A 9,304-nucleotide genomic window follows, 5' to 3' on the forward strand; every position below is an offset into this window, starting at 1 on the left:
GAACGGCAGAGCGGCCGGTCACGACAAGGAGGGTCGAATGCTGAAGGAATTCCAGGAATTCATTTCCAAGGGCAATGTGATGGACYTTGCGGTCGGCGTCATCATCGGCGCGGCCTTTGGCAAGATCGTCACTTCGCTGGTCGACGACGTCATCATGCCGATCGTCGGCGCGATCTTCGGCGGACTGGACTTCAACAACTATTTCTTTGGACTGTCCTCGGCAGTCAACGCCACCGCGCTGGCGGACGCCAAAAAGCAAGGCGCTGTTTTCGCCTATGGCAGCTTCATCACCGCGGTGCTGAATTTCCTCATCCTTGCCTTCATCATCTTCCTCATGGTCAAGGCGGTGAACAACATGCGCAAGCGGCTTGAGGCCGAGAAGCCTGCGGCACCTGCCGCGCCGCCGCCCGCCGACGTTGCGCTGCTGACCGAAATTCGCGATCTGCTCGCCAAGCGCTAACCTCTCTGGCGGCTTTGCTGGACCAAAACCCCGGTCGTTCGCGGCCGGGGTTTTCTGCTTTCGCATCTGGTAAGGAGCGCTGATTGACGCCCGAGATTGGAACGGACCCGCCATGACCTTGATCGACAGCTTGCGCGCGGAAGCCCGTGCGGCGCCCGAAAGCGGTATTGTCGCCGTCGTCAATTACGGCCGCCTGCGCGAGGGCATGATCCCGCTCTGGGCCGGTGAGGGCGACCTGCCGACGCCGGCCTTCATCACCGATGCAGCTTCGAAGGCTCTGGCCGGCGGCGAGACGTTCTACACTTGGCAAAGGGGCATCCCCGATCTGAGGCAGGCGCTTGCCCGCTACTATGCCAGGCATTTCGGCAAGACGTTCCCCGAGGAACAGTTCATCGTCACCGGGTCTGGCATGCATGCCATCCAGCTGGCGCTCGATGCGCTCGCCGGCGCCGGCGACGAGGTTGTCTATCTGTCGCCGGCCTGGCCTAATTTCGACGCTGCCGCGGCGATATCGGGAGCCGTTCCGGTGGCGGTCACGCTCGATCACTCCGGCAATGGCTGGTCCTGCGACGTCGAGAAGATCGCGGCGGCGATCACGCCGCGCACCAAGGCGCTGTTCATCAACACGCCGTCGAACCCGACCGGCTGGACCGCTGACCACGAGACCTTGCAGGCGATCCTCGATCTCGCCCGCGCCAAAAACCTCTGGATCATCGCCGACGAGATCTATGCGCTGTTCCACTACGGCCATGGCCGTGCGCCCTCCTTCCTCGACATCGCGACGGCTGAGGATCGCATCCTGTTCGTCAACAGCTTTTCCAAGAACTGGGCGATGACCGGCTGGCGCGTTGGCTGGATCAAGACCCATCCTGCCTTGCAGCAGGTGTTCGAGAACCTGATCCAGTATTCCAACTCGGGCGTCGCCCAGTTCATGCAGCGCGGCGCGGTCGCCGCCCTTGATGAGGGGGATGGTTTCATTGCCGAACAGGTCGAGCGGGCGAGGAAGGCGCGCGACCTGGTCTGCGGCATTCTCGGTGCCACCGGCCGCRCCCGGTTCACCGTGCCGCAAGGGGCGTTCTATCTGTTCTTCACGGTCGACGGCATCACCGATTCACGCACCGCCGCTTTCGACATCGTCGACAGGGCCAATGTCGGCCTGGCGCCCGGCACGGCCTTCGGCCCCGGTGGCGAAGCCTTCCTCAGACTGTGCTTCCACCGCCGCCTCGACCAGGTCGAGGAAGCGGCGCACCGGCTGGCGAAGTGGATGAAGACTGTTTGAGCCGCCGTCGGACCGAGGTTCAAACGGGGTTCAGCCGCCTGACTTGGGCACCAGCAGTGGAATGATCCGGTCGCTCTTGGCGACGGAGGGGCGACCAGCGGAGCCATAGGGTATGCCCAGCGCATCCCAGGTCTCGATCAGCGCGTCCTGCAGTTCGGCGATCAGCGCGTCGGAATGGAACGGTGTCGGCGTGATACGCAGCCGCTCCGTGCCGCGCGGCACGGTCGGATAGTTGATCGGCTGGATGTAGATGCCGTGCACGCCAAGCAGGCGGTCGCTGGCCATCTTGCAGAGTTCCGGGTCGCCGACCAGCAGCGGCACGATATGCGTCGGCGACTCCATCACCGGCAGGCCGGCGGCCGAGAGGATCTGCTTGGTTCGCGTCGCCTGCCGCTGCTGCGCGTCGCGCTCGGCCTGCGAGCGCTTGAGATGGCGGATCGAGGTGGTCGCGGCGGCGGCGATCGCCGGCGGCAGGGCCGTGGTGAAGATGAAGCCCGGCGCATAGGAGCGCACGGCGTCGATGACGGCACTGGTGCCGGTGATATAGCCACCCAGCGTGCCGAACGCCTTGGCCAGCGTGCCTTCGATGATGTCGATGCGGTCGGCCAGGCCTTCGCGCTCGGTGATGCCGCCGCCGCGAGATCCGTACATGCCGACGGCATGGACCTCGTCGATATAGGTCATGGCGTTGTGGCGCTCGGCGAGTTCGACGATCTGCTTGATCGGCGCGATGTCGCCATCCATCGAATAGACGCTTTCGAAGACGATCAGCTTGGCGCGTTCGCGGCCCGCCGCCTGCAGCAGGCTTTCCAGGTGCGCGACGTCATTGTGACGGAAGATCTTCTTTTCCGCACCCGATCGCCGCACGCCTTCGATCATCGAAGCGTGGTTCAGCTCGTCCGAAATGATCAGGCAATTGGGCAAAAGCCGTGCGATGGTCGAGATCGACGCTTCATTGGAGACGAAGCCGGAGGTGAAGACGAGTGCGGCTTCCTTGTCGTGCAGGTCGGCAAGCTCCAGTTCCAGCTCGACCAGCGGGTTGCTGGTGCCGGAAATGTTGCGGGTGCCGCCGGCGCCGGAGCCCATCTTGCCCGCCGCATTCTGGAACGCGGCGATGACATCGGGATGCTGGCCCATGCCGAGATAGTCGTTGGAGCACCAGACGGTGATTTCCTCGGCGCGCCCATTGGAACGCCAGATGGCGCGCGGAAACTTGCCTGCAATGCGCTCGAGGTCGGCGAAGACGCGGTAGCGACGCTCGGCATGGAGCTGGTCGATCGCTTCCTCGAAGAACCGCTGATAGTTCATGTCGACTTCCCAATTTTGCGCGGGATCATAATCATTGGCCCATTGGTCGTCCACCGGGCCTTTTTGGTCAAAATGCCACGCCCCGGACCTGTTCCTAACGACCACGGATCGTGGCCTATTCCCTTGATGTGGATCAATTTTGTTTCAGCATGATGCCACATGCCGATGATGCCGGTTACCAAGGGTTGTAATGGCCATGCGGCAGGCTTTCCAGTAAGGCGGTGGTTGAGACAGTTTCCGATAAATCTTGAGATGCGAGGACTGGGATGACGGTTTTGGTAACAGGCGGTGCCGGCTATATCGGCAGTCATATGGTCTGGGAGTTGCTGGATGCCGGCGAGAGCGTGGTCGTTCTCGACCGCCTCTCCACCGGCTTCGAATGGGCAGTGGCGCCGGAGGCGAAGCTGGTGGTCGGCGATGTCGCCGACAGGGAACTGGTTGGCTCGATCATCAGGGACAACAAGGTCGACGCGATCATCCATTTTGCCGGCTCCATCGTGGTCCCGGAATCGGTCGCCGATCCGCTCGGCTACTACGAGAACAACACCTGCAAGACGCGCACGCTGATCGAGACCGCGGTGCGCGAGGGCGTGCCCAATTTCATCTTCTCCTCGACCGCCGCCGTCTATGGCGGTGCCGGGCTGGAGCCGGTGCGCGAAGATGCCCGCCTGGCTCCCGAATCGCCCTATGGCCTGTCCAAGCTGATGAGCGAATGGATGCTGCGCGATGCGGCGATCGCGCATGGGCTCCGCTACACCGCGCTGCGCTACTTCAACGTCGCCGGCGCCGACCCGAAGGGCCGTACCGGCCAGTCGACGCCGGGCGCCACCCATCTGATCAAGGTCGCTTGCGAAACGGCGCTCGGCAAGCGCCCGTTCATGCAGGTGTTCGGCACCGATTATCCGACGCCGGACGGCACCTGCATGCGCGACTATATCCATGTCAGCGATCTGGCGGCGGCGCATCGCCTTGCCCTGCAACGACTGCGCGAAGGCGGCACAAGTCTCGTTGCCAATTGCGGCTACAGCCATGGTTATTCGGTGCTCGAGGTCATCGACAGCGTGCGCCGCGCCTTTGGCCATGATTTCGAAGTCAAGATGGGCGCTCGCCGTCCCGGCGATGCCGCGGCAGTGGTCGCCAATTCGGATCTCGCCCGCGCCGAACTCGGCTGGACCCCGCAACGCGACGATCTCGACCAGATCGTTGCCGACGCGCTCGCCTGGGAGCGCATCCTGACCGGCAAGAACTCCGCACGAGGATGAGCCGGGTCCTCCCCAGGGCTCGCAAGGCGCCCAGCGAAGCGCTATTGAAGGCATTCGCGGCAGGGCGCTGCGCCGCGAAGAGTTTTGGGGGATGGTATGAAAATAACGGTGCTTGGAGCCGGCGTCGTCGGTACGGCGGCCGCCTACTATCTGGCCAGCGACGGCCACGAGGTCACCGTGATCGAGCGCCATCCGGCGCCGGCGCGCGGCACCAGCCAGTCGAATGCCGGCCTGGTATCGCCGGGCGACGCCACCGCCTGGGCCTCGCCGGCGGCGCTGAAGACATTCCTGCGCGCGCTCTATAACCATGATCTCGGCATCAAGGTGCGGCTGCGCTTCGATCCCTATTTCCTCGCCTGGAGCCTGCGCTTCCTGCGCCAGTGCACGAAAGAGCGCTTGCGCGCCAACAGCCGGGTCAAGCTGCGCCTGGCGCTCTATTCCCGCGACTGCATCAACGCCATCTCCGCCGATACCGGGATCGGCTATGACGAGCGCAAGAAGGGCATCCTCTATTTCTTTCGCTCGCAGCACAGTCTCGACACCGGCACCGACAATTACCGCTTTCTGGCCGAGCATGGCCTGCCGATCGAGATCGTCGGCCGCGACCGACTGATCGAGCTTGAACCAGGTCTTGCCGGCGTGAAGGAAAAGATCGCCGGCGGCGTCTATTCGCCGATCGACCAGACCGGTGATTCCCGGCAGTTTGTGGAAAAGCTCGCCGCCCACGCCGCCGAAAAGCTCGGCGTGAAATTTCTCTATGGCACGACGGTCGAGGGCCTCGCCATCGAGGGCGACCGGGTGGGTGCGGTGATGACCTCGGCCGGTCCGATTGCCGGCGATGCCGTGGTCATCTCGATGGGACCGGAGAGCGGCCTGCTCGGCCGCCGCTATGGCATCGACCTGCCTGTCTATCCGGTGAAGGGCTATACGGCGACGATCCCCCTGGAGGACGAGAGCAAGGGTCCGACCATGGGCGGCGCCGACGAGGACCAGCTGATCGCCTATTCCAGGCTGGGTAACCGGCTGCGGCTCGCCTCAACCGCGGAATTCACCGGCTTCGACCGCACCCACAAGCCAAGCGACTTCGCCGCCATGTTCAGAACAGGCAAGGATCTCTTCCCCGGCGCCTTTGACGAGAAGAAGGCCGAACTCTGGGCTGGGCTGCGACCGATGATGCCCAACTCCGTGCCGGTCATCGGCCAGGCGCGCTACAAGAACCTCTATCTCGACACCGGGCACGGCCATGTCGGCTGGACCATGGCTTGCGGCTCGGGGAAATTCCTTGCCGATCTCGTCGCCGGCCGCAAGCCGGAGATCGACCCACAGGGACTGGTCTACGGAGGCTAGGAATGTCGGGACCGCAAGTCGCCATCGACCTTGGCCGCATCGAGCGCAACACGCGCACGATCGTCGAGCGTTGCGCGCTGTCGGGCATCAAGGTGTTCGGCGTCACCAAGGGCACCTGCGGCATGCCGCAAGTGGCGCGCGCCATGCTGCGCGGTGGTGTCGCCGGCATCGCCGAATCGCGCTTCGAGAACATCCGCCGGCTGCGTGACAGCGGCATCAACGCGCCGATCATGCTGCTGCGCAGTCCACCGATGGCGCGTGTCGAGGAGGTGGTGCGCACCGTCGACATCAGCCTGCAGTCGGAACTGACCATCATCCGAGAGATTTCACGCATCGCCGAGCGCATGGGCCGCGTCCACGACATCATGCTGATGATCGACCTCGGCGATCTCCGCGAAGGCATCTGGCCGAGCGATCTGATCCCAACGGTCGAGCAGATCTTGCAGTTCAAGGGCGTGCGGATCGCCGGCATCGGCACCAATCTCGGCTGTTTCGGCGCCATCATGCCGACGCAGGAAAATCTCGGCCAGCTCGTCGCCCACGCCTACAAGACCGAGCGCCTGTCCGGCAAAAGCCTCGACTGGATTTCCGGCGGCGCCTCGTCATCGCTGCCGCTGCTGCTCGAAGGCAAGCTGCCGGCCGGCATCAACAATCTGCGCGTCGGCGAGGCGATCCTGCAAGGCGGCGTCGAAACCTTCCGCGATGTGCCGTGGGCTGAACTCGAACCCGACGCCTGCCGCCTGACCAGCGACATCATCGAGGTCAAGCTCAAGCCGTCACGGCCGATCGGGCAATCCGGCTACGACGCCTTCGGCAACCAGCCGGTCTTCCCCGACGAGGGCGACAGGCTGCGCGCCATCGCCAATATCGGCCGCGAGGACGTGCTGGTCGAGGGACTGACGCCGATCGCCAAGGGGGTGCGGGTGCTCGGCGCCTCCAGCGACCATCTGCTGCTGGATGTGGCCGACGCCGACCCGCCGCCGGCCGTCGGCGACCGCGTCGCCTTCCGCATGAGCTATGGCGCCATGCTGCTGGCGATGACCTCGGAATATGTCGAAAAGGCCCCGATGCACGATGTCGAGGACTTTTCCGGCCGCAAGATGGTGTCGATACTGGCGGAACAGGGCGCCGCCGGTATCCTGGCTCGGGAAGGAACCGGCGCGCGGCTCGAAGCGATGAATTTCGATGTCGTCGAACTGGCCGATATCGAGCGGCCGCCATCGGGGCTGATACGGCTGGCGGCGGGTGCCGACCGTCGCATCGCGCACAAGGCGCTGACCGCAACGGCGCGCGCGACGCACTCCTTCGGCCTGATCTGGATCGATTCCATCGCCGCCCTGATGCCCGAGGACGAGGACGGCATCGATCTGCCGGAACGCTCGGTGCTGGCCCGCGCGCTCGGCCTCGACCACAAGGCGGGCGCGCTGCAGCCGCAGCTGTCGCCGGAAAATGTCGTCATCATCGGCCTGCGCCACGCCGATCCGGCGGAAGCGCGGGTGCTCAAGGATTCGCGCGTCTCGGCCTTCACCATGACCGACATCGACGCCATGGGCATGCGCGACCTGATGCACGAAGCGATCCGCATCGCCACCTCGGGCACGCAGGGTTTTCATGTCAGCTATTCGCCTGATGTCACCGAATTCGCTGGCTGGGCGGCAGGTTCCGGTGGCCTCACCTTACGGGAAACCCATCAGGCGATGGAGGCGATCGCGCTCTCCGGCGGGCTGTTGTCGATGGATGTTTCGGGCCTGACCGCGGATCTAGAGCCGCGGATCGGCACCGATACGGTCAACCTCGTTATGTCGGCCTTCGGCAAGCGGATATTGTGATCAGCATTGCGCTTCGACCGCTGCCCGCCATGCACTGACATAATCAGCCCAGGCCGGATCGGTCGGCGGCCTCATTCTCTCGCCTTTACCGTGGGCCGTTACCCGGTCCGTTGCCAGCAACGCGGCGCCGATGCTGGTGCCGGTGGCGGCCTCTGAAGCGCCAACGGCGCGCGCCGTGCTGGCCGCCAGCATGCCGACGAAGAGCCCGTTGCGGGCAAAGGGCCCCTCGACCGTGGTCGGTCCGTCGGCGCCGATCAGGTCGAGACAGGTCGCCGTCATCAGCGCCAGATAGAACGAGATGGCGGCAAAGCGCTGCCCATTGCTCATGCCTTCGGTGTTGAGCCATGTCGCGGCATGATGCGGGAACGGCCCCGACCCTTGCTGGGTCGAGGGCAGCAGCAACGTCTTTTGCGTCAGCACGGCGCCGACATCAGCTTCGGTCCAGTTGTCCGGCTGGCCTTCGGTCAGCAGGGAGAATTCGCGGCCACCCATGAAACGCGCCGAAGGGACGGGATCGCCCAAGGCGCTGACATTGACCAGCGTATCGCGGGCCGCGTCCAGCACGATCTGTTTGCCGCCGACCGCCATCGACACGACCCAGGTCCCGGTCGAAACCACGGAGAAGGGTGGCGCGTCGGACAGAAGATGCGGCAGCAGCGAGGCGTTGGAATCGTGCAGGCCGCAGAACACCGGCGTCTGCGGAGCGAGCCCGGTCCGCGCGGCGAGCGCAGGCAAGATCGGGCCGAGGCGGTCTTTGGCTGGCCGCACCGGCGCCATCAGCTCGCGCCAACCCAGGCGATCGACCAGCGACGAAAAGTCGGCTGTCCACGGGTTCCAAAGATCGGTGTGGCAGCCGAGCGAGGTCACCTCGTTGGCGGCGACGCCAGTCAGGCGCAAGGCCCAGTACTGCGGATACATCAGCATCGCGGCGGCCTTGGCGAACTCCGCCGGGAAGCTTTTCTGCTGCCAGAAGAATTGCGCGCCGAGATTGAGGCCGAGCGGCAGCCGCGGCGTGCCGGTCTCGGCGAAGGATGGGCGGATCGCATCATAGTCCGCTGCCAGCCTGTCGGGGCCGTCGAACTCATAGTCGAGCACCGGCAGCACCAGTTCGCCCGCGGCGTCGACCAGCGCGCCCGTCGCGCCATGCGTGGTGATCGAAATGGCGTCGATGCGCTGTTCGCGGTCGATGTCGGCAAGGCTGTCGAGGATGAACGCCCACAACGCCTCGACATCGTGATGAGGATAGGGCGCCTGCCGCACCGGCGCATTGGCCATGCGGCGCAGCGCGACCTCACTCAACGTCGCGAGATCGACCAGCGCCACCTTGGCATTGGTCTTGCCGATGTCGATGACGGCGATGTGGCGCATCGCGCTCATGCCATGTGGAACACGGTTTCCAGCGGCACGGCCACCGGCTCGTTGTCCGGCTTGGTCTCCATGATGTCGGCCATGTGAGCCCACCAGCGCTGCATCACCGGATGCCTCGGCAGGTCGTCCATGCCATGGCCATCTCGCCGCCACAGCACGCCAAACAGGATGTTGGTCTCTTCGTCGAGGTGGATCGAATAATCGGAAATGCCCGCCTGCTTCAGGAGAGCGACCAGCGACGGCCAGATATCGTCGTGACGCTTCTTGTATTCGGCCTTCATGCCCGGCTTGAGCTTCATCTTGAACGCGTATTTCTCAGCCATCATCGTCCTCCGCGCAGCCGCCGCCAGACGATCGGCAGCGCGATGACGATAATCAACAGCAGGCCGATGAAGATCGACATGACGATGCCGGGCACGTTGAGCAGGCCAAGCCCGAAGGTCACCAGTCC

The 9,304-nt window shown here is 64.6% G+C and carries 8 protein-coding genes and 1 pseudogene; 5 read left to right on the forward strand and 4 right to left on the reverse strand.

The features are described 5' to 3' along the window. The first annotated feature begins 37 nt into the window (after positions 1-37). Positions 38-460: a large conductance mechanosensitive channel protein MscL gene (gene mscL, locus ACXJ7R_RS17235; protein WP_457152896.1), complete on the forward strand. Its 423-nt coding sequence runs from the start codon at positions 38-40 to the stop codon at positions 458-460. Between the two features lie 112 nt (positions 461-572). After that, complete coding sequence (locus ACXJ7R_RS17240) at positions 573-1,739, forward strand: pyridoxal phosphate-dependent aminotransferase (RefSeq protein ID WP_457152889.1); 1,167 nt, start codon at positions 573-575, stop codon at positions 1,737-1,739. Between the two features lie 30 nt (positions 1,740-1,769). Here ACXJ7R_RS17240 and hemA read toward each other — a convergent pair whose 3' ends face one another. Continuing rightward, positions 1,770-3,047 carry a 5-aminolevulinate synthase gene (gene hemA / locus ACXJ7R_RS17245; protein ID WP_457152890.1) on the reverse strand — a complete coding sequence of 426 codons (1,278 nt, stop codon included), beginning with the start codon at positions 3,045-3,047 and terminating at the stop codon, positions 1,770-1,772. Between the two features lie 266 nt (positions 3,048-3,313). Here hemA and galE point away from each other — a divergent pair, with 266 nt between their 5' ends. The 3 genes from galE to ACXJ7R_RS17260 all read left to right on the forward strand — a co-directional run bounded on the left by galE (position 3,314) and on the right by ACXJ7R_RS17260 (position 7,485). Beyond that, positions 3,314-4,309 carry a UDP-glucose 4-epimerase GalE gene (gene galE, locus ACXJ7R_RS17250; RefSeq protein WP_457152891.1) on the forward strand — a complete coding sequence of 332 codons (996 nt, stop codon included), beginning with the start codon at positions 3,314-3,316 and terminating at the stop codon, positions 4,307-4,309. 96 nt (positions 4,310-4,405) lie between these two features. Continuing rightward, positions 4,406-5,656, forward strand: a complete 1,251-nt coding sequence (locus tag ACXJ7R_RS17255) for a D-amino acid dehydrogenase (protein WP_457152892.1) — start codon at positions 4,406-4,408, stop codon at positions 5,654-5,656. Between the two features lie 2 nt (positions 5,657-5,658). After that, the gene (locus ACXJ7R_RS17260) at positions 5,659-7,485 is read left to right on the forward strand and encodes an alanine racemase (RefSeq protein ID WP_457152893.1); all 1,827 of its coding nucleotides are present in this window, start codon (positions 5,659-5,661) and stop codon (positions 7,483-7,485) included. Here the strand turns inward: ACXJ7R_RS17260 and ACXJ7R_RS17265 are convergent, their stop codons facing one another. The 3 genes and pseudogenes from ACXJ7R_RS17265 to ACXJ7R_RS17275 form a co-directional block, all read right to left on the reverse strand. Then, a complete protein-coding gene (locus ACXJ7R_RS17265) occupies positions 7,486-8,862 on the reverse strand; it encodes an FGGY-family carbohydrate kinase (protein WP_457152894.1) in 1,377 nt (458 codons plus the stop codon). Beyond that, the gene (rhaM, locus tag ACXJ7R_RS17270) at positions 8,859-9,176 is read right to left on the reverse strand and encodes an L-rhamnose mutarotase (protein ID WP_457152895.1); all 318 of its coding nucleotides are present in this window, start codon (positions 9,174-9,176) and stop codon (positions 8,859-8,861) included. Before rhaM ends, ACXJ7R_RS17265 begins: the two co-directional genes overlap by 4 nt. Next, a pseudogene (locus ACXJ7R_RS17275) lies at positions 9,176-9,304 on the reverse strand (ABC transporter permease); the annotation flags it as partial. The pseudogene ACXJ7R_RS17275 and the gene rhaM, both read right to left, overlap by 1 nt.

The organism is Mesorhizobium sp. P5_C1 (assembly GCF_054049815.1).

Excerpts from the sequence above, each read along its gene's own strand:
- hemA (WP_457152890.1), bottom strand. The coding sequence starts at position 3,047 with ATGAACTATCAGCGGTTCTTCGAGGAAGCGATCGACCAGCTCCATGCC.
- galE (WP_457152891.1), top strand. The coding sequence starts at position 3,314 with ATGACGGTTTTGGTAACAGGCGGTGCCGGCTATATCGGCAGTCATATG.
- ACXJ7R_RS17255 (WP_457152892.1), top strand. The coding sequence starts at position 4,406 with ATGAAAATAACGGTGCTTGGAGCCGGCGTCGTCGGTACGGCGGCCGCC.
- ACXJ7R_RS17260 (WP_457152893.1), top strand. The coding sequence starts at position 5,659 with ATGTCGGGACCGCAAGTCGCCATCGACCTTGGCCGCATCGAGCGCAAC.
- ACXJ7R_RS17265 (WP_457152894.1), bottom strand. The coding sequence starts at position 8,862 with ATGAGCGCGATGCGCCACATCGCCGTCATCGACATCGGCAAGACCAAT.
- rhaM (WP_457152895.1), bottom strand. The coding sequence starts at position 9,176 with ATGGCTGAGAAATACGCGTTCAAGATGAAGCTCAAGCCGGGCATGAAG.